This window comes from Noviherbaspirillum sp., from assembly GCF_035254685.1.
Taxonomy (GTDB): domain Bacteria; phylum Pseudomonadota; class Gammaproteobacteria; order Burkholderiales; family Burkholderiaceae_D; genus Noviherbaspirillum.
In genome coordinates this window covers 1-23,891 of the sequence record NZ_DATFAI010000056.1, presented here as the reverse complement: position 1 = coordinate 23,891, position 23,891 = coordinate 1, and the positions used below count along the sequence as shown (strand labels likewise).

Annotated in this window: 26 protein-coding genes; 3 read left to right on the top strand and 23 right to left on the bottom strand. The window is 61.3% G+C overall.

Features of this window, described 5'->3' with window-relative positions; all coding sequences use genetic code 11:
- Positions 1-11: 11 nt before the first annotated feature.
- From VJ698_RS23690 to flgB, 8 genes are all read right to left on the bottom strand, one after another.
- Positions 12-1,088 carry a flagellar basal body P-ring protein FlgI gene (locus VJ698_RS23690; protein WP_324105339.1) on the bottom strand — a complete coding sequence of 359 codons (1,077 nt, stop codon included), beginning with the start codon at positions 1,086-1,088 and terminating at the stop codon, positions 12-14.
- Between the two features lie 76 nt (positions 1,089-1,164).
- The gene (locus tag VJ698_RS23685) at positions 1,165-1,836 is read right to left on the bottom strand and encodes a flagellar basal body L-ring protein FlgH (protein ID WP_324105284.1); all 672 of its coding nucleotides are present in this window, start codon (positions 1,834-1,836) and stop codon (positions 1,165-1,167) included.
- A gap of 33 nt (positions 1,837-1,869) precedes the next feature.
- Positions 1,870-2,652, bottom strand: coding sequence for a flagellar basal-body rod protein FlgG (gene flgG / locus VJ698_RS23680; RefSeq protein ID WP_324105283.1), 783 nt, complete (start codon positions 2,650-2,652; stop codon positions 1,870-1,872).
- Between the two features lie 153 nt (positions 2,653-2,805).
- Positions 2,806-3,549, bottom strand: coding sequence for a flagellar basal-body rod protein FlgF (gene flgF / locus VJ698_RS23675; protein ID WP_324105282.1), 744 nt, complete (start codon positions 3,547-3,549; stop codon positions 2,806-2,808).
- 46 nt (positions 3,550-3,595) lie between these two features.
- On the bottom strand, positions 3,596-4,864 hold the full coding sequence (gene flgE / locus VJ698_RS23670) for a flagellar hook protein FlgE (protein ID WP_324105281.1): 1,269 nt from the start codon (positions 4,862-4,864) through the stop codon (positions 3,596-3,598).
- A 36-nt stretch (positions 4,865-4,900) separates the two neighbouring features.
- Positions 4,901-5,575 (bottom strand): flagellar hook assembly protein FlgD, encoded by a 675-nt coding sequence (flgD, locus tag VJ698_RS23665; RefSeq protein WP_324105280.1) that lies wholly within the window; start codon positions 5,573-5,575, stop codon positions 4,901-4,903.
- A gap of 14 nt (positions 5,576-5,589) precedes the next feature.
- Positions 5,590-5,994, bottom strand: coding sequence for a flagellar basal body rod protein FlgC (gene flgC / locus VJ698_RS23660; RefSeq protein WP_324105279.1), 405 nt, complete (start codon positions 5,992-5,994; stop codon positions 5,590-5,592).
- 2 nt (positions 5,995-5,996) lie between these two features.
- Positions 5,997-6,410 (bottom strand): flagellar basal body rod protein FlgB, encoded by a 414-nt coding sequence (flgB, locus tag VJ698_RS23655; protein WP_324105278.1) that lies wholly within the window; start codon positions 6,408-6,410, stop codon positions 5,997-5,999.
- A gap of 202 nt (positions 6,411-6,612) precedes the next feature.
- Between flgB and flgA the strand changes: the two genes are divergently transcribed.
- The 3 genes from flgA (at position 6,613) to VJ698_RS23640 (ending at position 8,240) form a co-directional block, all read left to right on the top strand.
- On the top strand, positions 6,613-7,314 hold the full coding sequence (gene flgA / locus VJ698_RS23650) for a flagellar basal body P-ring formation chaperone FlgA (RefSeq protein WP_324105277.1): 702 nt from the start codon (positions 6,613-6,615) through the stop codon (positions 7,312-7,314).
- Between the two features lie 145 nt (positions 7,315-7,459).
- Positions 7,460-7,765 (top strand): flagellar biosynthesis anti-sigma factor FlgM, encoded by a 306-nt coding sequence (gene flgM, locus VJ698_RS23645; RefSeq protein ID WP_324105276.1) that lies wholly within the window; start codon positions 7,460-7,462, stop codon positions 7,763-7,765.
- 4 nt (positions 7,766-7,769) lie between these two features.
- Positions 7,770-8,240 carry a flagellar protein FlgN gene (locus VJ698_RS23640; protein WP_324105275.1) on the top strand — a complete coding sequence of 157 codons (471 nt, stop codon included), beginning with the start codon at positions 7,770-7,772 and terminating at the stop codon, positions 8,238-8,240.
- A gap of 54 nt (positions 8,241-8,294) precedes the next feature.
- On the opposite strand, the gene motD is transcribed toward VJ698_RS23640, so the two are convergent.
- The 15 genes from motD to VJ698_RS23565 all read right to left on the bottom strand — a co-directional run.
- A complete protein-coding gene (gene motD / locus VJ698_RS23635; RefSeq protein ID WP_324105274.1) occupies positions 8,295-9,077 on the bottom strand; it encodes a flagellar motor protein MotD in 783 nt (260 codons plus the stop codon).
- 8 nt (positions 9,078-9,085) lie between these two features.
- Positions 9,086-9,823: a flagellar motor protein gene (locus VJ698_RS23630; protein ID WP_324105273.1), complete on the bottom strand. Its 738-nt coding sequence runs from the start codon at positions 9,821-9,823 to the stop codon at positions 9,086-9,088.
- Positions 9,805-10,536, bottom strand: coding sequence for an RNA polymerase sigma factor FliA (locus tag VJ698_RS23625; RefSeq protein ID WP_324105272.1), 732 nt, complete (start codon positions 10,534-10,536; stop codon positions 9,805-9,807). The genes VJ698_RS23630 and VJ698_RS23625 overlap by 19 nt, the downstream gene beginning before the upstream one ends.
- Before the next feature lie 50 nt (positions 10,537-10,586).
- Positions 10,587-11,396, bottom strand: a complete 810-nt coding sequence (locus tag VJ698_RS23620; RefSeq protein ID WP_324105271.1) for an antiactivator of flagellar biosynthesis FleN protein — start codon at positions 11,394-11,396, stop codon at positions 10,587-10,589.
- Entirely contained in the window at positions 11,389-12,711 is a 1,323-nt protein-coding gene (gene flhF, locus VJ698_RS23615; RefSeq protein ID WP_324105270.1) for a flagellar biosynthesis protein FlhF, read from the bottom strand. The genes VJ698_RS23620 and flhF overlap by 8 nt, the downstream gene beginning before the upstream one ends.
- Positions 12,708-14,795, bottom strand: a complete 2,088-nt coding sequence (gene flhA / locus VJ698_RS23610) for a flagellar biosynthesis protein FlhA (protein ID WP_324105269.1) — start codon at positions 14,793-14,795, stop codon at positions 12,708-12,710. Before flhA ends, flhF begins: the two co-directional genes overlap by 4 nt.
- Positions 14,792-15,955 (bottom strand): flagellar biosynthesis protein FlhB, encoded by a 1,164-nt coding sequence (gene flhB / locus VJ698_RS23605; RefSeq protein WP_324105268.1) that lies wholly within the window; start codon positions 15,953-15,955, stop codon positions 14,792-14,794. The genes flhA and flhB overlap by 4 nt, the downstream gene beginning before the upstream one ends.
- Before the next feature lie 180 nt (positions 15,956-16,135).
- Positions 16,136-17,350, bottom strand: a complete 1,215-nt coding sequence (locus VJ698_RS23600) for an EAL and HDOD domain-containing protein (RefSeq protein ID WP_324105267.1) — start codon at positions 17,348-17,350, stop codon at positions 16,136-16,138.
- Between the two features lie 53 nt (positions 17,351-17,403).
- Positions 17,404-18,048 carry a protein phosphatase CheZ gene (gene cheZ, locus VJ698_RS23595; protein WP_324105266.1) on the bottom strand — a complete coding sequence of 215 codons (645 nt, stop codon included), beginning with the start codon at positions 18,046-18,048 and terminating at the stop codon, positions 17,404-17,406.
- A gap of 1 nt (position 18,049) precedes the next feature.
- A complete protein-coding gene (gene cheY / locus VJ698_RS23590; protein WP_136416137.1) occupies positions 18,050-18,448 on the bottom strand; it encodes a chemotaxis response regulator CheY in 399 nt (132 codons plus the stop codon).
- A gap of 170 nt (positions 18,449-18,618) precedes the next feature.
- A complete protein-coding gene (locus tag VJ698_RS23585) occupies positions 18,619-19,695 on the bottom strand; it encodes a chemotaxis response regulator protein-glutamate methylesterase (protein WP_324105265.1) in 1,077 nt (358 codons plus the stop codon).
- Positions 19,696-19,757: 62 nt separating this feature from the next.
- Positions 19,758-20,369 carry a chemoreceptor glutamine deamidase CheD gene (cheD, locus tag VJ698_RS23580; RefSeq protein ID WP_324105264.1) on the bottom strand — a complete coding sequence of 204 codons (612 nt, stop codon included), beginning with the start codon at positions 20,367-20,369 and terminating at the stop codon, positions 19,758-19,760.
- 3 nt (positions 20,370-20,372) lie between these two features.
- Entirely contained in the window at positions 20,373-21,287 is a 915-nt protein-coding gene (locus tag VJ698_RS23575) for a CheR family methyltransferase (RefSeq protein ID WP_414691224.1), read from the bottom strand.
- 51 nt (positions 21,288-21,338) lie between these two features.
- Positions 21,339-23,024, bottom strand: a complete 1,686-nt coding sequence (locus VJ698_RS23570) for a methyl-accepting chemotaxis protein (protein ID WP_414691222.1) — start codon at positions 23,022-23,024, stop codon at positions 21,339-21,341.
- A 275-nt stretch (positions 23,025-23,299) separates the two neighbouring features.
- On the bottom strand, positions 23,300-23,891 hold a 592-nt coding region (locus VJ698_RS23565), incomplete at its 5' end, for a methyl-accepting chemotaxis protein (RefSeq protein ID WP_324105263.1).

Here is a 23,891-nt window from a genome sequence, read left to right as displayed (position 1 = left end):
CGTCACCTGCATCAGATGATCTCCAGGTCGGCGCGCAGCGAACCGGCCGCCTTCATCGCCTGCAGGATCGCCAGTAGATCCTGCGGCGTGGCCCCAATGGCATTCAATGCCTTGACCACGTCAGCCAGCGAGGTGCCGCTCTTGAGCAGCAGGACCTGGCCTGGTTCTTTCTGGATGTCGATCTGCGAGGTCTGCGTCGCCACCGTCTGGCCGTTCGAGAATGGCGCGGGCTGGCTGATCACCGGCTGCGAGTTGATCACTACCGACAGGTTGCCGTGCGATACCGCGCAGCTGTCGAGGGTGACGGCCTGGTTCATCACGACCGACCCGGTACGCGCATTCAGGATCACCTTGGCGGCCATCTGCGCCGGCGTGATGCTGAGACTTTCGAGCGCGCCGAGGAACGCGACCCGCTCATCGCTGCCGAGCGGCGCGCGCACGCGGATCACGCGCCCGTCCTGCGCGGATGCCGTGTCCGGTCCGAAGCGCCGGTTCACTGTATCGACCACGCGGCTGGCGGTGGAGAAGTCGGTGTCGTTCAGTTCGAGATACACCGCATCGCCGCTACCGAGCATCGTCGGTACGGCGCGTTCAACGGTGGCACCCGCGGAGATACGCCCCACGCTGAGATGGTTCACCTGTGTCTTGCTGCCGTTGGCCGATGCGCCGACACCGCCGACCAGCACGTTGCCTTGCGCGATACCGTAGATCTGTCCGTCCGCGCCCTTGAGCGGCGTCATCAGGAGCGTGCCGCCGCGCAGGCTCTTGGCATTGCCCATGGAAGACACCGTGACGTCCAGCGTCTGCCCCGGTTGCGCGAATGCCGGCAAGGATGCGGTGACCACCACCGCGGCCACATTTTTCAATTGCAGGCTGGAAGTCGGCGGCAGGTTTACGCCCAGGCCTTGCAGCATGCTCACCACGCTCTGTACGGTGAAGGGCGTTTGCGTGGTCTGGTCGCCGCTGCCGTCGAGGCCGACCACCAGGCCGTAACCGATCAGCTGGTTTTGCCGCACGCCCTGGATCGACGCGAGGTCCTTGAGCCGTTCCGCATGGGCAGGAGCCATGCCGAAAGCGCAGCATGCCATCAGCGCGACCACCAGCGGCCGTGCGATGTTCAGCGAAATGAGATCGAGGTATTTCATTTGCATTCCTTCACGCGCATCACATCGGCAGGATGCTCAGGAAGAAGCGGGTAAGCTGGGACATGACTTCGGCCTTGTCGATGCGGCTGTTGGTGCGGTATTCGAAACGCGCGTCAGCCACCTGCGTCGAAGACACGATATTGCCGTTACCGATGGTGTCCGGGTTCACGACGCCGGAAAAGCGCACGTACTCCACGCCCTTGTCGAACGCAATCTGCTTCTCGCCCGACACCACGAGGTTGCCGTTGGAGAGCACCTGCGCCACCGTGACCGTGATGGTGCCGTTGAAAGAGTTGCTGGAACTGACCGAGCCCTTGTCCTCGAACTTGTTGGATGTGCTGGTCGAAATCGATGCCTTCGCGGTCGTCGTGGCCGGAATACCGAACAGCGTCGGCGCAGCGAAACTCGTGCTTCCCGTCTTGCTCGCCGTATCGTCTGCCGATTTGGCAGCGCTGGTACGTTCGTTGATGGCGATCGTGAGGACATCGCCCACGAGGCGCGCCCGGCGATCCTCGAACATCGGCCGGTAGGACGAGGTCTGGAAGATCGCGCCGTTGGAGGGCGCAACGGCCGCAGGCGGTTGCGGCCTGATGCTGCTTGGATGCTGAATGATGGTATCCGGCACCGACGCGCAGCCGGCCAGGACCACCGCCAGCAATGCCCCAGATACGATCGAAGAAATGCGCTTCATGTCAGCCTCACCACAGAATTCGATCAGCCCGCATCACACCTGTGACAGGCGCTGCAGCATCTGGTCGGATGTTTGAATCGCCTTGCTGTTGATTTCATACGCGCGCTGGGTCTGGATCATGCTCACCAGTTCTTCCACCACGTTGACGTTCGAGGTTTCCACGTAGCCCTGCGCAAGGGTGCCCGCACCGTTGCTGCCCGGGGTATTGGTATTTGGGCTGCCCGACGCAGCGGTCTCCATGTACAGGTTCTCGCCTTTGGCTTCCAGGCCGGCCGGGTTGATGAAGGTCGCCAGCTGGAGCGCGCCGATCTGCACAGGCGCGTTCACGCCGGGCTGCGTCACCGAGATGGTGCCGTCGCGGCCGATGCTCATCGTGATGGCGTTGGATGGGATGGTCACCGCAGGCTGGATGGGATAACCACTGGCTGTCACCAATTGACCCTGACTGTCGATACTGAAGGAACCGTCGCGCGTATAGGCAGTCGTGCCGTCGGGCAGCAGCACCTGGAAAAAGCCCTGGCCCTGGACGGCGACGTCCTTCTCATTGTTGGTCTGCTGCAGGTTGCCTTGTGTGAAGACGCGTTCGGCCGACACGGGACGCACGCCGGTGCCGATCTGCAGGCCTGTCGGCAGCTGCGTCTGCTGCGAGGATTGCGCGCCGGGCTGGCGCACGGTCTGGTACAGCAGATCCTCGAACACCGCGCGCGAGCGCTTGAAGCCGGCCGTATTGACGTTGGCCAGGTTGTTGGCGATGACGTCCATCTGCGTCTGCTGCGCATCCAGACCGGTTTTTGAAATCCACAGGGAACGAATCATATTTTTCTCCGAAAACCACTTTCATCGCCGACGCAGTCCATGTCGGCACGTTACATCATTTTGAATCTTTACCTGCTGCGTCAAACATCATCACCACACGGTCCCCTTACAGGAGTAAGGAGCAGTTCCGCGACAACTTGTGACGCGGTTTTACTAGCCGGTCAACGACATGAGCTGACTGGCTTTCGAGTCATTGCTTTCCACATTCTTCATCAGGCTCATGTGCATCTCGAACTGCCGGGCGAGACTGATCATGTTCACCATCGCATCGACGACGCTGACATTGCTGCCTTCCAGCGATCCGCCGATTACCGGCACGTTCGCATCCGCATCCGCCGCCTCGCCGGTCCGCATCCGGAACAGCCCGTCGTCGCCGCGCACGATGGCGTCCTCCGGCGGATTGACCAGCTTGATGCGCCCCAGCGTAATCGCCGATCCCGCTTTACCGACGGTAGAGATCGCGGATACCGTTCCGTCCTTGCCAACCGAGACAGTCACATCGGGAGGAATCGAAATCGGCCCGCCATCGCCCATCACATTGATGCCGCTCTGCGTTTGCAGCACGCCGTTGTCGCTGATCTTGAAGCTACCGTTGCGCGTATAGGCTTCGGTGCCATCCTCGAGCTGCAGCGCAATCCATCCCTTTCCCTGTACGGCGACATCGAGGTCGCGCCCGGTGTTCTGGATCGGCCCCGGCGTGAAGTCCGTCCCGGCTGTCGCATCGACAACGAAGGCACGCGTGGGCAGTCCTTCGCCAAGCACCGGCACGGCGCGGAAGGCATCCAGCTGCGCGCGAAAGCCTGTCGTGGTCGCATTGGCCAGGTTGTGCGACACCGTGGCCTGCTGCTCCATGATGTGCTTCGCGCCGGTCATGGCGGTATATATCAGGCGGTCCATCCATTCCCTCCATCGTCGCAGGCAGCGCCCGCGCTTTCATCCATCATCAGCGCAGGTTCACCAGTGTCTGCAGGATCTGGTCCTGCGTCTTGATGGTCTGTGCATTGGCCTGGAATACGCGCTGCGCCGTGATCATGTTCACCAGTTCGGCCGTCATGTCCACGTTCGAGTCTTCCGTCGCAGAGGACTGGATCAGGCCGAGGCTGCCAGAGTCAGGCGTACCGACCAGCGCTTCACCGGAGCCGGCGGTTTCCGCCCACTGGTTGTTGCCGAGCGGCTGCAGGCCGTTCGGGTTGCGGAAGTTCGCCAGCACCACTTGGCCCAGTGTGGATGTCTTGCCGTTGGTGTAGCGGCCGGTAATGATTCCGTCGTTGCCGATACCAAAGCCGGACAGGCGGCCGGAGGCGTAGCCGTCCTGGCTCAGCGAGTTCACGCTGAAGGTTGATCCGAACTGCGTACTGCCGGTCAGGTTCAGATTAAAGGAGAAGGGCGACGTCGCACCATTCGTCGCCGGCAAGGTCAAAGTGATCGGCGAAGGCGATGGCGCCACTGTTTTGATCTGACCTGAAAAGTCAAAGGTGACAGATGCCACAAATCCAGCAGGAGGGGTCGTCGCCGGGGGTACAGGTGGATTTACAGATTGTGCGGTAGCACAATCTGCGTAAACATCCCATTTGTCGGCAGCCGTCTTCACATAATAGGTCTGGACCACATGCGGGTTGCCCTGCGTGTCGTAGACAGTCGCCGATGTACCATTGTGATAGGTTGTCGGGTCGGAAGCGTTGAATGGCGTCACCGTGGGATCAATAGGCGTGACACGGGCATCCAGATTCAGTTGCCCATCGATTTCCGTGGTCTGTTTCGGCGGCAGATCGGCTGTCGTGATCTGCAGGTCGGTCGGACTGCCGGTTGCCACCTTGCCTTTCGAATCGACCCCATAGCCCGTCAGGTGCCCGCCACTAGGACTCACGATATAACCGTTCTTGTCGAGCTGGAACTGGCCATTGCGCGCATAGCTGACGGCACCACCATTGGTGAGACGGAAAAAGCCGCCGCCGTTGATTGCCATGTCGAGCGCATTATTGGATGCGGTGACATTGCCCTGGCTGAATTGCTGCGCAATGGTTGAAACACGTGTACCAATGCCCGCCGTACCCAGTCCGGAGGTGCCGCTCAACGAATTCGCATAGACATCAGCAAACTCTGTTGTCGCGGCCTTGAAGCCGACAGTATTGGCGTTCGCGATATTGTTGCCGATCGTTTCCAGCTGCTTCGACGCGCCGTTGAGACCGCTCAGGCCTTGTTGAAAACTCATTTTTCTCTCCCTGCTTTCCGGGTTAAGGCAATCGGTTTAAAGGATTTGACGGATGTCGCCGAGGTTCACGCTGCCGACACCAGACACGTTCAAACTCACGCCCTGCGCGCCGGTCGACACACTCGAGACCTGGCCGAAGGACAGCGCGGTGGCAGTCGTACGCTGCCCACCTCGCAACGCGGTGACTTCGAAACTGTATTTGCCGTTGGCCGCCGCAGCGCCACTATCGGTTGCGCCGTCCCATGTGATCGGGAGGACCCCGGCCGACTGCGCGCCGAGATCCGCAGTGTGGACCACATTCCCAGCCGAATCGCGAATGGTGACCTTGACGTCGTCAGCCGGGTCGGTCAGCTGTGCGCCGAACACTGCGCTGCCATTGGCAAGATTGACCGTCGAGCCGGGCACCAGCACGCCGTGCCCGATCATGTCTGCAGACTGGAGCGACTGACTGGCCTGATAGCTTCCCTGCAGCGCCTGCAACGTCGCGTTGAGCTTGTCGATGCCAGTGACGGTCGACAACTGCGCGAGCTGGCTGGTGACCTGGGCATTGTCCAACGGATTCAGCGGATCCTGTGTCTTCATCTGCGTCACGAGCAGCGTCATGAAGCGGTCCTGCGCTTCCTGCGCCGTCGACGTCGTGGTGCTACGTGTGCCGTTCATCGTCGCCATCAGGTCGGAAGAGACGGTGTTATTGGTTTGTACGGTGCTCATTCAACTCTCCCTGTTTACTGACCGAGCGTCAGCGTCTTCAGCAACATGGTCTTGGCCGCGTTCATGGTTTCCACGTTGGTCTGATAGGAACGCGACGCGGAAATCATGTTGACCATCTCTTCCACCACGTTGACGTTCGGCATGGCGACGTAACCATTCTCGTCGGCCATCGGATGCTTGGGGTCGTACACCATCTTCGGCGGCGACTTATCTTCCACCACCTGCTGCACCTGGACGCCGCTGGCAGAGGGATCGGCGGTCGGCGCAGCCTGGAACACCACCTGCTTCGAGCGGTACACCTGCCCGGTCGAACTGCTGGCGCTGTCGGCGTTGGCGATATTGCTGGCCACTGTATTGAGGCGCTGTCCCTGTGCGCTCATGGCGGAACCGGCGACGTTGAAGATATTGAAAAGCGACATGATTATTGCCCCTGGATGGCAGCAAGCAGGTTTTTCAGCTGCATGCCGACGAAAGTGACGCCTGCTTCGTAACGCAGCGCGTTATCGGTGAACTGGTTGCGCTCCATGTCCATGTCGACCGTGTTGCCGTCGACGCTCCCCTGACGCACGCCGCGATACAGGAGCGGCGTTCCCGATGGCGTGACGCTTGCCGCCATTCCGCCGAGATGTGTCGGAGAGGTCGTAGCCAAGGGAGCCGGCGCTGTTGCGGCACCAGTCATGGCCTGCTTCAGCGCGCTGTTGAAATCGATATCGCGCGCCTTGTAATTGGGCGTATCCGCATTAGCGATGTTCGATGCCAGCACCTGCTGGCGTTCGGCTCGCAGCTTCAGCGCCGTCTGCTGGAACTGCAACGCCTCGTCGAGTTTTCCGATCATGACCACCTCCGGAAATCATCGGTTGAATAATTGACAACTCGCGCCGATGACAGATTGCGAAGTTAGATTAATGTAGCCTCGATCATACGAACGCCCCTGTCACGCCCATCGGCAGAGAAGGCTCTGAAAATCTCGGCTTTTCGCCCTTTTGATTTACAGTCTGGTCAGTAACATTGAGCCTGAATCCAAAGCTCTGCCAGTCATGAGACATTCCTTCCATGCTTTGCTCGCCGCACTCTGCCTGCTGGCCAACGTCGCGGCAGCGCAGGCGCCCGCCTCCCAGCAGGATGTGGCAGTGTTGCGCCAAAGCGTGCAGCAATTCCTGCGCATACAAACCACCGGCCTGCCCGGCCAGATCAACGTCAGCGTCGGTCAAATTGACACGCGAACCTATCTCCCTGCATGCGCCGCACCGGAACCCTTCCTGCCTCCCGGCAGCCGGCTCTGGGGCAAGACGACAGTCGGCATCCGCTGCTCCGTGCCCTCGCCTTGGACCATTTACGTTCCCGCGAGCGTGCAGGTGATTTCGGAATATCTCGTGACAGCGACACCAGTCGCGCAAGGGCAGATGATCAGCGGAAGTGAAATCGCGAAGGTCAGGGGCGACCTGACGGCGCTGCCACCGGGGATCATTACTGATTTGTCGCAGGCCGTCGGCAGGACTGCAGCAGTGTCACTCGCCGCAGGCATCCCGCTGCGAAGCGATGCGTTGAGGGCCCAGCAGGCAATCCAGCAGGGGCAAACCGTGCGACTGGTATCGAGCGGCCCCGGTTTCCGCGTTTCGGCAGAGGCACGTGCGCTGAACAATGCGGCGGAAGGTCAGGTAGCGCAGGCGCGCACGGCGTCAGGACAAGTCGTCAGCGGAGTGGCAAGGACCGGCGGCGTGGTAGAAGTGACTTATTGAAGCAAGGTATTTTCCTGAAATCGGGATTCGATGCTAAAGTTTCGGAAGAATGCGTCGATAAACAACATGACAAGATGCGACAATCCGTCAGAAGACAATATCCAGACCAGACGTATCCAAACGCTAAACAGACAAGGAAAATGCCGTGAAAATCGATGACTCCCTCAAGAAAACCTCGGGCTTGAGCGTCGGATCGGCGCAGGCTCGCTCAGGAAAGAGTGCCGAAAAGACTGGCGGCGTCAGCAGCGCACCAGTTCCGACGGACACAGTCCATATCTCGTCGAAACTGGAATCGCTCGCGCAGGCAGGCGGTAACGGCGTCTTCGACGCCGGTAAAGTCGAAGAAATCAAGGCCGCCATCGCCAACGGCACATTCAAGGTCGACCCGGAAAAGGTCGCGAACGGACTGCTGGACACGGTGAGCGACCTGATCCACGCACGCAAGGCTTGACAAGATGCAAACTCCAGGCAAGAACCCGGCAGAAGATCTCGGCGACGAGATCAAGGAAAGCAATGTGCTGCTGCAACTGCTCAAGGATGAGCAGGAAGTCCTCATCCGCGCCGATGTCAAGGAACTTGCCCGGCTGACTGAAGAAAAGAACAAGTCCGTTGCGCGCATGGGCGAGCTGGCGCAACGCCGCCATCGGGTACTTGCCGCGGCTGGGTTTGAAGCCAGCGAGGCTGGCATGAAGACATGGCTGAAGACTGCCGGACCTGCCATCGCACGGACGTGGACCAATCTGCTCGAACTCGCACAGCAGGCAAAGGAACTGAACCGCATCAACGGCCTGCTGATCGGCAAGCACATGGCGCGCACCCAGGCGGCGCTGAACGTGCTGCACGGCGCCCCGCAAGGCGGGAACATGTACGGCCCGAACGGCCAGTCCACCGGACAGGGCGGCAGCCGCAAGCTGGTCATCGGCTGACAAGCCGCAACCCATGCATGCCGGCGCAGCCGCCGGCAGCGCAATCCTTATCCCCTACTTCTTCACCGGCGCTGGTACCTGCAGCGGCACTTCCGTAGTTGGGTCCGGCATGCTGGACAGAATGACCACTTCCACCCGCCGGTTGCGCGTGCGGCCTTCCGTTGTTTCGTTCGATCCGACCGGCATGGTCGGCCCGTAACCCACTGCGCTCAAACGCTTCTCGGCAATGCCGTTTTCGATGAACAGACGCACCACGCTGGAGGCCCGCACCGCCGACAGCTCCCAGTTCGACGGAAACAAAGCGGTACGGATCGGCACGCTGTCGGTATGCCCTTCGACCTGGATTGAATGGTCATCATCCTTGAGCACGCGCGCTACGGCCTTGAGCGCCTGGCTGCTCGATTCGGAAAGCCGGGCATCGCCAGGCGCGAACAGCACACTGGCATTGATCTCGACGCTCACGCCACGGCCGGACTGGGTGACGCGCACCTTCCCCTGCTCCACCAGCGGCGCCATGACCTTGAGAAGGTCTCGCGCAACGCCGGTCAGGTGCTCACGCTCCTTGCGCAAGGCCTCGCTGGTGCGCGGCCGGATGGGAGGCAGTCCGCGCGGCATCGCTGGCGGCGGCACCGGCGGCTCCACCCTGATCGGTGCGATCTGCAAACCTCCGAAGGCATTGACCAGTGAATTCGACAGCACGCGGTACTTGCCCTCGTTGACCGACGACAGTGCGTACATCACGACGAAAAACGCGAATAGCAAAGTGATGAAATCGGCATACGAGACGAGCCAGCGATCGTGATTGTCGCTCTCGTCCTCGTATTTTCTGCGCGCCATGATGACGCCTACTTATAGGCAAGGTGGCGTTCTTCCACCACTCGCGCGTTGTCGCCGTTGGCGATGCTGCAAAACACATCAGTCAGCATTTCGCGCCGCCGCACTTCGTCGCCGATGATGGTCTTGAGCTTGTTGGCGACAGGAAGAAAAACCAGGTTGGCGAAACCGACGCCGTAAATGGTGGCGACGAATGCCACCGCGATGCCACCGCCGAGCTTGCCGGGGTCGGTCAGGTTTTCCATCACGTGGATCAGGCCCAATACCGCGCCAAGAATGCCGATGGTCGGCGAATACCCGCCGGCCGATTCCCAGATCTTCGCCCCCTGCCGCTCGCGGCGCTCGTAAGTGCTGACGTCGACGTCGAGGATCTCGCGGATTTTGTAAGGGTCGACGCCATCGATGATCAGGCGCAGCCCCTTGGCGGTGAATTCATCCTTGATATCGTCCAGAAAACGCTCGAGGGTGAGCAAGCCTTCGCGCCGTGCGGTTGCGCTCCACAGCGTGATGTCATGCACCAGCGTGAGGGTCTTGTCTTCCGGCGGGATGACGATCCAGCGTGCCATGGCAACCCCGCGCACGAAGCTGCGCGTGCCGCTCTGCAGCAGCACGGCGCCGACGGTGCCGATGACAACGATGGTGAACGCCGCCGGCTGCACCAGCGAATCGATATGCCCGCCTTCGAGCAGCTGGCCGGCCAGGATGCCCGCCAGCGCGAGCGCGAGGCCGCCTAGGCTAGCCCAGTCCATGCCTGCTCCCTGAGCCGCGCACGCATGCGGGCAATCGCCTGGCTGTGCAACTGGCATACGCGCGATTCCGACACACCCATCACTGCACCGATCTCTTTCAGGTTCATCTCCTGTTCGTAATAGAGGCCCATCAGGATCTTCTCCCGCTCGGGCAGGGCTTCGATCGCGCGAATGACCGCCTGGCGGAAGCCGGTATTCATCAGCGCCTTGAGCGGATCGCTCGCCTCATCGACGCAGTAACGATCAAGGAAGTGCTCGTTCTCGTCCTTGTCGTGGAAATCCTCGTAGTACACCAGCTGGTGGCCGCTGCCCTCGGACAGCATTTCCTGGTATTCCTCCAGGGAGACCTTCAGCTCCTTGGCAATTTCCGTTTCCTTCGGCGTGCGGCCGAGCCGCTGCGCCAGCTTGTTCATTGCCTCTTCGATCTTTCGCATGTTCTGCCGGATACCGCGCGGCAGCCAGTCGCTGTTACGCAGCTCGTCGAGCATTGCGCCGCGAATGCGCTGCACCGCATATGTCTCGAACTGCGCGCCGTGCGTTTCCTCATAGCGGCCGATGGCATCGAGCAAGCCGATCATGCCTGCCTGGATCAGGTCGTCCACTTCGACGCTCGGCGGAAGCTTAGCCTTCATCTGGTGCGCCAGCTTCTTCACGAGCGGTACGTGCGCCTCCAGCAGATGGTTCTTGTCGGTTTTTCCGCTAACGGTATACATAGTGTCCTATCCGGTTGCATGGCGCGACCGGGAGTTGCTTTCCCACCATGTTATCCCGCTGCAGCTACTTCAGACAATACAACCCGTCCCGCCAGCTTCCTGAATGCGACCGATGCGCCCGCCAGCGGGAACGCATCGACCACGGCACGCCCGAGGTGCATGGCACGTTTCAGGTGCTCGTCGGCCGGCACGGAGCCCATGGAGTTGAGCTTGACAGCCAGATAACGTTTGGCGACCTGCGCCATGTTCTCGAACACGACCTGTGCTTCCTTTTCACTGGCGCCGGTGACGAGCAGGCTGAACGGGCGCCGTCCGAGGCGGCCGTTCAGCCGTTTGATGATCGCATAGGCATTCGTAATGGAAGCGGGATTGTTCGCCACCTGCACCACGATTTCGCTACTGGTCAGTGCCGGGATCAAAAAATTGTCATCCTTGCCCAACTCGGCATCCACCACCATGATGTCAGCGCGCTTGGCAAGCACGCCATAGGCATCTTGCAGCCGCCGTACCTGATCCGCGTCCACGTCGGCCGCCTTGGTCGGACCATGCCGCAGAGCCGCCACACCAAAGCCTTGCGGCATAGGTTGAATGGCATCGTCGAGAGAACGCTCACGGCGCGCGACCTGCACCAGGCTCGCGCACTTCGTGGCATTCAAACGCGATGCGATTCCTTCCTGCCCGATACAGGCGTCCAGCAGCAGCACATCCCTGCCAGCCTGCGTCAACGATGCGCCCAGGTTCACCAGCATCGCCCCTTTCTCTTCCGCAGACGCCGCCGACAGGAAAGTGAACACGCGCGGCTTCGGGCCGGCGAGCATGCGACGCAGGCCCTCTGCCTGGTCAAAATCAAAACTAGCCAAGGGTCACCTCGCGCAAACTTTTGTCATTCATGGCATGGGCGGTCGTCGCAATCAGCAGCGGCAGTTCCTCATCCTGGTACTGGAACGGCGCCGTCTCACGCTTGAGCTTGAACGCGCGGTCCACCAGGTAGTGCTGGTTCGGCACGTGCAGGTCTTCCGGCACGCGCTGGCCGTTGGCCACGTAGTACAGGCTGAGTTTCTGGCGGATCATGACGTCGAGTACATTGCCGACCGTCGCCGCTTCGTCCAGCTTGGTCATGATGCAACCGGCGAGGCCGTCGCCCTTGTAGGAGCGCACCACTTCGTTGAGCGTTTCGCCGGTGGAAGTCGCCGACAGGCAGAGCAGCCGCTTCACCTTGCAGTCGGTGCCCGACAGCATCGCGATCTGCTCGGCCACCATCTTGTCGCGCTGCCCCATGCCGACTGTGTCGATCAGCACGGTGTGCTTGTTCTTCAATTCGTCGAGCGCGATGCGCAGGTCGGTTTCATCCTTCACCGAATGCACCATCACACCCAGGATCTTGCCGTAGATGCGCAGCTGCTCGTAACCGCCGATACGATAGCCGTCGGTCGTGATCAGCGCGAGCTTGCCGGCGCCATGGCGCATGACGCAGCGTGCCGCGAGCTTTGCCGTGGTGGTCGTCTTGCCCACGCCGGTCGGGCCGACCAGCGCATAGACACCGCCCTTTTCCAGTATCTCGTTCTCGTTGCCCACCACGTTCAGATTACGCGCCAGCACGGACTTCACCCAGTTCAGTCCGTTCTCCGGCTTTTCTCCGGACGGCAGTTTCTGCGTCAGGTAGCGCGCGAGGCTGGCGCTGAATCCGGCGGAAAGCAGCTCACGCATCACGACCGCCTTGATCGGCTCGCGCTTCTGCTGGCTGCTCCATGCGATCTCGGCCAGCTGCGATTCGAGCATGCCGCGCATCGAGCGCAGTTCGGACATCACTTCGTTCAGTTCGGGCGCAATCTTCTCTTTTGGCTGCGTGGCCCCGCGACTTGCAGCGAGCGCATCGGCCAGGTTCGAGGCCTGGTCGCTGTCGATCGGACGTCCCGCCCCGAACGGGGATGGCGCCGCAGGCGCAGCATCGCTCAAGCGTTTCGCGCCAAGCGCTGCCAGCGTGGACTCGGACACCACCGGCTTTTCGATCACCGGCTCGGCGAGCGCCGACATGTCTTCGGGCGCGAGCGCCAGGATCTCGACCATGCCGTTGATGGTGCGGTTGGAGAGGATCACCGCGTCCGGGCCTAGCGCGTCGCGCACCAGGCGCCATGCTTCGCGCGAAGTCTTGGCGGAGAATTTTCTTACGTTCATGCGTGGCCTCCAACTAGGCTGGTGACTCTAATCGTTTTGGAATCGGGAAGTTCGGCGTGCGACAGGACCTTGAGCTGCGGCAGCGCGCGGCGCAGGAAACGCGCGAGCAATGCGCGCAGCGGGCCGGGCACCAGCAGCACCGGCGTCAGCCCCATCTGTTCCTGCTGGCGCGTAGCCTGCTCGGCCTGTGTAACGATCGTATCCGCGAGGCCCGGCTCGATGCCGGCGCCATCCGGTCCGCCGGACTGCATCGCCTGCATCAGGATGCGCTCCAGCCGGCTGTCGAGCGTGATGACGGAAAGCTCGTTGGCCCCCGGGAAAATCTGCTGCACGATGGCACGGCCGAGCGCGATGCGCACCAGTGCCGTGAGTTCGTTCGGATCCTGGACCTGGCCCGCATATTCGGCCAGGGTCTCGATGATGGTATGCATGTCGCGGATGTGCACGCCTTCCACCAGCAGGTTCTGCAAGACCTTCTGCAGCGTCGAGAGCGGGATGAGCTTCGGCACGAGCTCTTCCACCAGCTTCGGCGATTCCTTGCCGAGATGATCGAGCAATTGCTGCACTTCATGGCGCCCAAGCAGTTCCGACGCATGCGTCGTGATCACATGGTTCAGGTGGGTGGCGATGACCGTGCCTGCATCCACCACGGTGTAACCCATGGCCTGCGCCTGGTCGCGCAGGCCGCTGTCGACCCAGGTCGCCGGCAGGCCGAATGCCGGATCAGACGTGGGCGTGCCCGGCAGGATGCCGCTCACCATGCCCGGATTGATCGCGAGGTATTGGCCGACATACGCTTCGCCGCTGCCCACTTCCACGCCCTTGAGCGTGATGCGGTAGGCGGTCGGCTTGAGTTCGAGATTGTCGCGGATATGCACCGACGGCGACAGGAAGCCGACTTCCTGCGCGAACTTCTTGCGGATACCCTTGATGCGGCGCAGCAGCTCGCCATTCTGCCCCTTGTCGACCAGCGGAATCAGGCGATAGCCGACTTCCAGCCCAAGCGTGTCGACGGGGACGACGTCCTGCCAGGTTGCCTCTTCCACTTCCGGCGCCGACACCGCGACTTCCGGCACCGGGGGCGGCAGTTCGGCAACTTGCTGCGCCTTCTTCTTGAGCAGGTAGGCGCCGCCGGCCAGCGCGCCACCCAGCATGAGGAAGGCGATGTGCGGCATGCCGGGAATGATGCCCATGCCGCCGACGATGCCGCCGGTGATGTACAGCACTTCCGGCTTGGCGAAGAGCTGATTGATCAGTTGTCCGCCAATGTCGTGCTCGCTGGCCACGCGCGACACCACGACGCCGGCAGCGGTCGAAATGATCAGCGAAGGAATCTGCGCCACCAGGCCGTCGCCGATGGCCAGCAGCGTGTAGTTCTTCAGCGCCATGCCGAAGTCGAGGTCATGCTGCACCATGCCGACGATCAGGCCGCCGAAGATGTTGATGACAGTGACCATGATGCCGGCGACCGCATCGCCGCGCACGTATTTGCTGGCGCCGTCCATCGCACCGTAGAACTCCGCTTCCTGCCCGACTTCCTGGCGGCGGCGACGCGCTTCCGCTTCGCCGATCAGGCCGGCGTTGAGGTCGGCGTCGATCGCCATCTGCTTGCCTGGCATCGCATCCAGGGCGAAGCGCGCGCCGACTTCAGCGATACGGCCGGCACCCTTCGTCACGACGACGAAGTTGATGATGGTGAGGATGATGAACACGACGATACCGACGGTGTAATTGCCGCCGATCAGGAAGTGGCCGAACGCTTCGATCACTTTGCCGGCCGCATCCGGGCCGGTGTGGCCTTCAGTCAGCACCACGCGCGTCGATGCGACGTTGAGCGACAGGCGCAGCATGGTGCTGACCAGCAGCACCGTCGGGAACACCATGAAGTCCAGCGGCTTGACCGTGTACAGGCTGGTCAGCAGCACGATGATCGACAGCGCGATGTTGAAGCTGAAGAACATGTCCAGCACGAATGCCGGCAGCGGCAGCACCATCATCGCCAGCATCATGATGATCAGGATCGGCGCCGCGAGCGCCTTGCCCGACGGGCCTGTCAGCCATGAAGGTAGGGTCAGGTTATTCATTGCATCAATCCGTTATCGGGCCGTGCGGCGTTCAGCGGATCCAGCTCCGGCGGCACCTCCAGATGGCCGGGCGCTTCCGGACGGACGCCGCCATGCTTGCCATAGGCGCGCAACTGGAACACGTAGGCGAGCACCTCGGCCACGGCGGTGTAGAGCGCGGCCGGGATCTCGTCGCCCAGCTCGGCATGGCGATACAGGGCACGCGCCAGCGGCGGCGCTTCCAGCAGGGCGACCTTGTGCTCCGCCGCGATCTCGCGGATCTTCGCCGCGATCTCGTCCGCGCCCTTGGCCACCACCACCGGGGCGCGCATCTTGCCTTCGGTGTACTTCAGGGCCACCGCAAAGTGTGTCGGGTTGGTCACCACGACATCGGCATTCGGCACTTCCGCCATCATGCGGCGCTTGGCCATCTCGCGCTGCATCTGGCGGATGCGCGCCTTGACCTGCGGATCGCCGTCCGATTCCTTCGCTTCCTGGCGCACTTCTTCGCGCGTCATCTTGAGCTTGTTGGCGTACTGCCACATCTGGTACGGCGCATCGATCAGCGCGATCAGGACCAGGCTGGCAACGATGGCGATGAAGCTGGTCAGCAGCAGGTGCGCCAGATGGGCTCCGCCCGTTGCCACCGGCTCGACGCTCAGCGAGAGCATGGATTCAACCTGCGAACGCACGACCAGCCAGGCAACGCTACCGACCAGGATTGTCTTGCCGATCGCCTTCAGCAGTTCCACCAGCGCGCGCGTGGAAAACATGTTACCCAGGCCGCTCAGCGGATTCATGCGCGAAAAATTGGGTTGCAGCGCCTTGGTGGTGAACAGCCAGCCGCCGATCAGCAGGGGCGAACCAAGCGCGACCAGAATGAGGATGCCGGCCAAAGGCGCCAGGCCGATCACCACGTCGCCGAGGCTGAAGCCCAGGCGCATCATCAAGAGGTTGAAGTCAAATGCCTGCTCGCGTTCGAAACTCAGGCCGGAAGCGAGCATGTGGTTGAGACGGCGGACGATGCCCTTGCCCGAGAACCAGAACGCGAGGCCAGCGGCGAGCAGGATCGTGCAGGTGGCAAGCTCCCGTGAACGGGGAACGTCGCCTTCCTCACGCGCCTGTTCCAGTCTCCTGGGCGACGCTGGTTCTGTTCGTTCGAGATCGCTGTCTTCGGCCATCGCCGACTCCTGTTTCGCCCCGCGCAAAATGCGCGATTACACTGGGGGCTATTAAGGTAGGATTATTGGCGATCCAACAGGATGACGATCGCGGGAACAGGCGAGGAAACCCCCCGCTATTCGACTGTGCGAAGGGTTGTGCGAAGGGTTGTTCGACGAGCGGCGGGGATGTGGCGAGTGCTACAGCTTCAGGCTTTGCGCCCAGGCCAGGGCAGACATCTGGGCCTCGTTGACCTGCTTCGCGCTGAGGCACAGGGACGTCGCCATCGATTCCAGTTCGGGGCTGTTCAATTCGCAGGCCTCGGCCAGGGCGAGGAACGGGCCGTAAATGCCCTCCCGGGACAACAATGCCTGCGTGACCGATTCGGACAACTGGATCTTCTCCAGCACATCTTCCATCGGTACGCCGAGCAGTTTGTCGAGCAGCGAAAACATGCCGGCCACGAACAGGTTTTCGGCTTCATGCTTCGGTAGGAAAGCCTGCCCCAGCAGCTCCGAGAAACGCCCGCGGATCACAGCTGCCTGCATCAGCACGGGCGAATAACCGGTAGTGGTCGCCGTCGCGAGCAGCAAGGCCAGCCAGCGGTACAGCGGCGAATAGCCGAGCATCGTGACCGCATGCTTCAATGACTGGATCTCGCAGCCGAGCCCGAAACCAGCCGAGTTGATATACCGCAGCAGCTTGTACGAGATGGCTGCGTCGCGCTTGAGCACGTTCTCCAGCTGCTTGATGTCCGCATTCTTGCGCACCATGTCCATCAGCTGCAGGATCATTGCCTGCGCCGGGTTCAGGTCGCGCGAATAACTGTTGGGCCGCGTGGTCAGGTGCAGATGGCCGACGAACGAGCACAAGCCAAGCTGAGCGCAGGTATCGTAAGCCTGCCAACTGTCGACGTGCCGCGCGATCATGCGCATCGATGTCGGATGGAGCGTGCGATGGAGCCGCACCTGCGCCACGAAGTCGGGAACATTGATCGGCGCCTCGAAATAGGAAACATGCGAAAGCAGGCCCTTGTCGACCGCAGCCAGATCCGCCTCGCGCAGAGAAATGCCGCAGCCGAAGGCACGCGCCGACTGGACGGCCGCAATAGCCTCGGCGGACGCGACGTCCGCGCCGCGTACCGAGAACACGGTGCCTTTCGGTGGCAACGCACAGAGTGCCTCATGCCCGAGCAGCCCGGGCTTCGCCTGGATGAACAGGAGCTGATCGCCCAGCAAGGCGCCGGACTCAGTGTCGTTCAGCTGATCGGCAACGAAGCGCGCCAGCTCAACCACTTCCGCATCACTGGGATTGCCGCCGTTTGCAGCGGTGTTATGCCAGGAAAGCTCATAGCCGAGGACACGCTCCTGCGCATTGACCAAGGGTTCACGGACGATGAAGTAATCTTCTTGCATTTGTGCTATCTGGTGGGTGGCCTGACGCTTATGGTGCCAGGCCTGGCAAGCAATCAGAAACCCAGGCTCTCCAGCAGGTCGTCAACCTGTCCCTGGTTCGCGACGACGTCGGCATTGTTGGTGGGGTTGATCTGCGGACCGTTCAGCAAACCCTGCCCTGCGTCGCGCCGCACTTCCGGTGGGGCATAATCAATGAGCAACTGGACAAGCTGCTGCTCGATGCCGTGCGCAAGCTCGGTTACCTTTTTGATAACCTGGCCGGTCAGGTCCTGGAAATCCTGTGCCATCATGATGTCCATCAGCTGCTGCCTGGTCGCATTCGCGTTGCTGCGCGATTCGCCCAGCCAGGTGATGGTGCGCTCGGCCATGTCGCGGTATTGCTGCTCGGTGCATGGGGACTGGATAAGGGATTGCCATTCTTGCGCGAGGCTGTCGGCGCCGGTGGCGATCTGTTCCTGCAGGGGGCTGGCGGTTTCGGTGGCGGTCAGCACGCGTTGCGCGGCCTGCTCGATCATCTTCGCCACGTAATCGAGCCGGTCCCGGGCATCCGGAATATCGTGCGCCGCTTTGGCGATCAGCTCGTCGAAGCCCAATCCCCGCAGGTTTTCATGCAACAGTCGCGTCATCTGGCCGACGCGAGCGAGCATTTCTTCCTGGCTGGAATCGATCGAACCCGACTGGCTGACCGCCTTGTTCAAATCAGGCCCCTACTTTTTCGAGCTTCTCAAAAATCTTGCTCAGTTTCTCGTCGAGCGTGGCGGCGGTAAAAGGCTTCACCACGTAGCCGTTTGCACCGGCCTGTGCGGCAGCGATGATGTTTTCCTTCTTCGCCTCCGCCGTCACCATCAGTACGGGCAGCTTGGACAATGCCGCGTCGGCACGGATTTGCTGGAGCATGGTCAGTCCGTCCATCACCGGCATGTTCCAGTCGGAGATCACGAAATCGAACTGTTCGCTTCTCAGTTTCGAAAGCGCCATGGCACCATCTTCCGCTTCGTCGACGTTTGTGTAGCCCAATTCTTTCAGCAGATTGCGAACGATACGACGCATCGTCGAGAAATCGTCAACCACCAGGAATTTGGTATTTGGACCAGCCATGTAATGCTCCGTTGATTCTATAAGACGTTATAGATCGGCCACTCAGTTGCGGAATTGAACGGCGTACTAAGTATAATCCTTCCCCTGTTCATTTTGCACCAAAAGAACGCCATCAGTGGTGCACCATGTACAGGCAGCATAAGGCCGATGTGATCGTTCTGACAAGATGCTTACACGCGCAGCGCGCGACTGCTGTGTGCGGCCAGATAGCCCAGCACCATGCCCGGCAGCGCATGCAGCGAACCGACCTCATGCGTCGCGCCGATCGCAATCGCCTCGCGCGGCATGCCGAACACGACGCAGCTGGCTTCGTCCTGCGCGAAGTTGTAGGCGCCGGCCTCGCGCATCGCGAGCATGCCCGCCGCGCCATCTTTCCCCATTCCCGTCAGAATCACGCCGACTGCATTTTTCCCCGCGAAGCGCGCCGCTGAGTCGAACAGCACATCGACCGAAGGACGGTGCCGGTTGACTGGCGGCCCCTGGTCGAGCTGCGTGACATAGTTCGCACCGCTGCGCGCAAGCTGCAGATGCGAGTGTCCGGGCGCGATGAATGCATGCCCCGGCAGAACCCGCTCGCCGCCTTCCGCTTCCTTTACGGTGATCTTGCACAGGCTGTCGAGGCGCTTGGCGAATGAACGTGTGAATCCCTCGGGCATATGCTGCGTGATCAGGATGCCGGGACAGTCGGAAGGCATCTGCACCAGGAAGTCCTTGATCGCCTCCGTTCCGCCGGTCGATGCGCCGATGATGATGAGCTTTTCGCTACTGGTCAGCGGGTTGCGGATCAGCGGCAGCCCTTCAGCCGGCGCCCTGTGCGGATCGGCGTGCGCAATGGTGCGCGGCTTGACGCGCGCCTTGGCCGCTGCCCGAATCTTGTCCGTGATCAGTTCGGCATATTCCAGCATGCCGCTCTGGATCGAGAGCTTCGGCTTCGTGACGAAATCGACCGCGCCAAGCTCCAGCGCGCGCAAGGTGATTTCCGATCCACGCTCGGTCAGGGAGGACACCATCACGACAGGCATCGGCCGCAGGCGCATCAGCTTCTCGAGGAAGTCCAGACCGTCCATGCGCGGCATTTCCACGTCCAGCGTGAGGACGTCGGGATTGGTCTTCTTGATCAGTTCGCGCGCGACGATCGGGTCCGGCGCCACGCCGACGACTTCCATGTCCGGCTGCTGGCGAATGATTTCATTCATCACGCTGCGGATCAGCGCGGAATCATCGACAATCAAGACTTTAATTTTCATGACACATGCTTTCCATTGCGGGCGTTATCTCCTGTACCGGAATCCTGCAAGCTGCCTTGCAATCAGCCGAACAGTTCGATATCGCCAACCACCGGAGTCGTCTGGAGCCGGCTTGCGTAATCCTGTTCCCGATTCACCAGCGTATTGTTATTCAGTTGCCTGAGCTTCTTGACCAGCACTTTCCCGGAGCGTGGGAAAAAGTAAACCTTGCGCGGGTAGATGTCGTTCAGGTCCTCCGCGACCACCTTGATATTCTCGGCGCGCAGGTAGTGGCGCACGAACTGCGCATTGCGCTCGCCGACATTGATCGCGACAAATCCGCGCAGAACGTTGCCGCCGCCGAACACCTTGGCTTCCAGGTTTTCGCGCCGCGCGCCGGCCTTGAGCAGGTCGTTGATCAGCACTTCCATGGCATAGGTGCCATAACGCATCGAGGCAGAGACGGGGCTGTCAACGTCCCCGCCGCTGTCGGGCAGCATGAAGTGGTTCATTCCTCCAATGCCCGTGACCCGGTCCCGGATGCATGCCGACACGCATGACCCTAGCACTGTCACGATCATCATGTCCTTACAGGTGAAGTAATACTCGCCGGGAAGAATCTTGGCGGCGTCACAATCGAAGGTTCGATCGTAATAGACGTTGGTCGCAAAATGCTCTTCGATTCCGTAGCTCATAAATTATTTCTCAATCGAACGCGCGACCAAACGATGCGCTCCGGCTCGGCCCGGGTCCAGTTCGTAGACCGTCTTGCCTCGCAGCTTGAATGCATCGGATACATACAAAAAATTCTCGGAATGGCCTGCGAACAGCAGTGCGTTCGGCTTCATCAGCGGCGCGAACCGCGCAAGGATTTTACCCTGCGTCGGCTTGTCGAAATAGATCATGACATTGCGGCAGAAGATGGCGTCGAACGGACCGGAAACAGGCCAGTCGTCTGACAGCAGGTTGAGCTGCTTGAACGTCACCATCTGGCGCAGTTCAGGCCGCACCCGCACCAACCCTTCCTGCGCACCCTTTCCGCGCAAGAAAAACCGCCGGGCACGCTCGGGCTCCATCTTGTCGAGCCGTTCCAGCGCGTAGATGCCGTTGGATGCGGTCGTGAGTACGTTGGTATCGATGTCCGTCGCGATCACATGCGCCTGCGGAGTCATCGTGCCGAGCGCCTCACACAAGGTCATCGCAATCGAATAGGGTTCTTCACCCGTGGAACTTGCGGCGCACCAGATCGTGATTGGTTCCGAAAGCTTGCGAACATGCTCTGCCAGGATCGGGAAGTGATGCGCCTCGCGGAAGAAGGAGGTCAGGTTGGTCGTGAGGGCATTCGTGAAAGCTTCCCACTCCTCGCTGTCAGGCCGGTTTTCCAGGCTGTCGAGATAGGCTCCGAATGATCGGATGCCGGTGGCGCGCAGCCTGCGCGCAAGGCGGCTGTACACCATTTCATGCTTGCTGTCGGCGAGCGCGATACCGGCCCGCCTGTAGATGAGCGCGCGCACGCGCTCGAAATCACGGGCCGTGAACTCGAATTCCTTGATCGTTTCCGGCCTGGCCTGTCGCGCCGACGTGTCCGCGCCGGGCTTCTTTGCACTGTCGATCGTTTTCAACAAACTCGTCAAACCTGTTCCTCGTTCGTCTGTCGTTGTTGGTCAACCCTGTTTGCGCGGAAGCCGTGCACGCGCGGCGCTGCCGCCTGAAATCAGTGTCTTTGCCTCCGGCCTGGTCACCCTTGCAGAAACCGGCGCTGCCGCCTTGGCCTCTGCGGCCGGACCGGTGGATTCGGCACTGGAGCGATAGCCGACGCGAAACCCGCCCCAATGGCGTCCGTTCACGTAGATCGGCACGGAGAGGTCATGCATCACCTCGCCGGTATCGCGCTTGTAGGTCTGCAGCAGGAAGGGCTTGGCATTCGTTCCGCAGCGCGCGCCGGTGCGGTCATTGAAGATGCGCTTGGTGCGGTTGTTCACCAGGTCAGCCTCGTAGTTGCCGGTCAGCGGTCTGGAAAACTTCCTGTTATGCGTCGGGAAATAACCATTGTTGTCGACCGCGCCCGCATAGATCAGTTGCGGCATCGATTCCAGGATCCGCTCCTGGATCGCGGGCAGCACCCGGTCGGTGAAGTTGTCGAATGCCGTGGTGTGCTTCGGCGGATTGGTATTGGGGATCGGCTTGTAGGTACGGTCGAACAGGAGCGCCTCGCTGATCTGGCCGGTCGCGATTGACTGTTCAAACAGCTTTCCGACTTCCTTCGCCGCCTGCTCGGCGACAGCACGAATGGCATCATGCGAGGTGCGCGCATTGGAGTGCGACAACGCGTCGAACAACAGTTCTCCGCGCTCCGTCAACATCAACGCAGAGTCCGCCGCGCGCGGCAATTCCTCTTCCGTGGCCAGCATGCCGTCGCGGATGCGCGATATCGCGTCGGCGATCAGCTGGGTGGTCTCCACGTGTTCCTGCGATGCGGCGGAAATCAGCAGCACTTCGTTTTCCGATGTGCCGGCAGAGCGCTCGATACTGTTCAGCAGCGCGTGCACCTTCTCCACGTTTGACGCCGCCTCCATCACCTTCCCGGTCAGGGCCGTCATGCCGGCGGCGGCGCGTTCGGCCTCCTCGTTGATCTCGCGCACCATCACGCCGATGTCGTCGGTGGCGGATTTCGTGCGTTGCGCCAGCTGCCGCACTTCACCGGCCACGACAGCAAAGCCGCGACCATGCTCTCCGGCGCGGGCAGCTTCGATTGCCGCATTCAGGGCAAGCAGATTGGTGCGTGCGGCAATTTCGTTGATCACCTCGGTAATCACATGGATACGGCGCGACTTTTCCTGCAGCTCGCTCATCATTTCCGAAGCGGTCTGGGCATCCTGACGGGCATTATTGATGCGGCGCAGACCTTCATCGACTTCAGCGCGCCCGGCCACGCTTTCGGTGCGCACGTTGGCTGCGACCTTCGAGGCGCGCTGCGCATTGGCCGCGATCTGCTCGGTGGTCTGGGCGGTCTGTGCAGCCTTGTCGACAATTTCTTCGGTCGTCTGCAGGTCGGCATCCACCTTTTTCTTGATGAGATCGACGAAGTAGGAGGTCTCTGCGGCACCGATCATGATGTGGTCGAGTTCGGCGCCCATTTGCTCAATGGCGTGCGACAAGCCGTTACCGCCGCTGCGGCGCATTACCAATGCAACAACACCCGTCACACCCGACGCCACGGCGGCAAGCCCGACGGAGCCAGGCACGCCGCCCATAATCCAGTCAACCATGGCCGCCGCCAGTGTTCCGGCAATCAGGGCGACAAGCCACGCCACGGCTAATCGCAAAGATTTCGGTTTACTTGTCTTCATTTGGCCTCCTCTTTATCCTGGTCCCGCCCCAGCTTGCGAGAGCACGGCCGCATTACGGCTGGTCCATTTCATTTAACAACTTACCCCCAATTGGACTTGAGGCGCTCCGGCATGCCCGACGAGTCAAGCCACCACCGATTATGCGTATTAGCCATTATGGGCAATTGCGGAAACAAAGCGCAATTACCGCGTCATTTGAAACAACAAAAAGGCGCGCCAGGGCGCGCCTCCGCATATCTTTCGCCCACTTGCTCGTACAGCGCTACGGCGCGGTCTCAGAATTCCTCCCAATCGTCGTTCGACCCCACAGGCAGGCTCGGCTTGGGCTTGTCGATGACGGGAGCCGCGGCAGGCGACGGCGTGGAACGCTTCAGGACCATCGCTTTCACCGGCGCGGCGGCCCGCACTACAGGTTTCGCCTCGACAGCCGGCAGCTGCATGAAGTCGCCGCCATGCAGCTTGAATACCGCTACCGCCTGGGCCAGCGTGGTCGCCTGCATCTGCATGCTCTCCGCCGTGGCGGCTGCCTCTTCCACCAGCGCTGCATTCTGCTGCGTCATCTGATCCATCTGATTGATGGCAAGGTTGACCTGCTCGATGCCGGCGCTCTGCTCCTGGCTCGCCGCACTGATCTCGTTCATGATGTCGGCCACATGCTTGACCGAGGTGACGATCTCGTCCATCGTCTTGCCCGCCTCGTCCACCAGCTTGCTGCCCGCATCCACCTTCTCCACCGAGTCGCCGATCAATGCCTTGATCTCTTTGGCCGCGCCTGCCGAACGTTGCGCCAGGTTGCGCACCTCGGCCGCCACCACGGCGAATCCACGGCCCTGCTCGCCGGCACGTGCGGCTTCCACTGCTGCATTC